Source organism: Plantibacter sp. CFBP 13570, from assembly GCF_014841395.1.
Taxonomy (GTDB): domain Bacteria; phylum Actinomycetota; class Actinomycetes; order Actinomycetales; family Microbacteriaceae; genus Plantibacter; species Plantibacter auratus.
This window is the reverse complement of the sequence record NZ_JACYTW010000140.1, coordinates 1-748: the sequence shown is the minus strand read 5'-3', so window position 1 is coordinate 748 and position 748 is coordinate 1. Positions and strand designations below refer to the sequence as shown.

Below are 748 nucleotides of genomic sequence, written 5' to 3'. Positions count from 1 at the left end.
ACCGGCCGCGGCGACGGCACCCGTCTCGCCGAGCGCGACACCGGCCGCGAGCAGACCGTCGGGCAGTGCCGCACGGGCGTCGGCAGCGCCCCAGACGGTGACCGATCCGTCGGCGGCGATCGCCCCGGACAGGTACGGACCCGCGAAGACACGGACGACGTCGACCCCGTCGAGGGACGCCGGCACCTCGGTCTGGCCGGAGCCGTCCGCACCCCAGGCGAGGACGGTGCCGTCGTCGGCGAGGGCGAGCGCGTGGTCGGTGCCGGCGGCGAGCTGCACGACGTCCTCGTCGGCGAGCGCCGTCGGGAGCTCGAGCTGACCGGTGTCGCTCCGGCCCCAGGGGACGACGTCGCCGTCGTCGGTGAGGGCGACGGTGAAGCCTGATCCGATGGCGACGTCGGTCACGCGTGCACCGTCGAGCGCGGTCGGGAGGTCGTTCTGTCCGAACGCGTCGTCACCCCAGAGCGCGAGCGTGCCGTCGGCGCGGACGGCGGCCGAGTTCGGTCCGCCGGCGGCGATGCGGAGGACCCGGTCGAGTCCTGCCGGGACCGTGGCCTGGCCGTCGGCGTCGCGACCCCAGGCGGTGACGGTGCCGTCTGCGGCGAGCGCGAGCGAGTGGTTCGTGCCGGCCGCGACCTGGGTGATCGTCCCCGTGAGGCTCGGGACGGTCGCCTGACCGAAGCCGTCGGCGCCCCACGCGAGCACGGTGCCGTCCGCACCGAGCGCGACGGCGTGGCCGAGACCGGCG

At 76.2% G+C, this 748-nt stretch carries 1 protein-coding gene; it reads right to left on the bottom strand.

Going from position 1 to position 748, the window contains the following annotated elements; translation table 11 throughout:
• Positions 1-748 (bottom strand): RCC1 domain-containing protein (locus tag IFT89_RS19905; protein WP_374190808.1); only part of this gene is annotated, 748 nt, incomplete at both ends.